Here is a 345-nt window from a genome sequence, read left to right as displayed (position 1 = left end):
ATAAATTTATTCTTTTGGCAACTATATTGGAGACCTGTAGGAACTCTCAGTATTATTTCGGGTTGCATTATGACTTTCAAAGGATTGAAAAAATAATCTTTTACTCATGAAGAAAGGAAATTTGTTATGATTAAACTGAAACTATTGTTTTTCTCTCTACTATCAAGTCTATTATTCTTAGTCACAACATCTACGGTTTTTGCTGATGTCTATCCTGGTACAAATTATGAAATTGTATCTAATCGTATTGTAAAAGATATCAACACAGGAGAGTTATTGTCATTTTATACAACTGAACTTAGAGACGCCTATTTAGAGTCTAAATCTACGTATCAGACTCGTTCT

At 30.7% G+C, this 345-nt stretch carries 1 pseudogene; it reads left to right on the top strand.

The features are described from left to right. Window positions 1-126 precede the first annotated feature (126 nt). Window positions 127-345 (top strand): annotated as a pseudogene (locus tag ADI58_RS11460) (hypothetical protein); the annotation flags it as partial.

It is taken from the genome of Streptococcus mitis (assembly GCF_001074635.1).
Lineage (GTDB): Bacteria > Bacillota > Bacilli > Lactobacillales > Streptococcaceae > Streptococcus > Streptococcus mitis_E.
The sequence above is the reverse complement of the archived record's forward strand: the minus strand, read 5'-3'. Positions and strand labels throughout refer to the sequence as shown.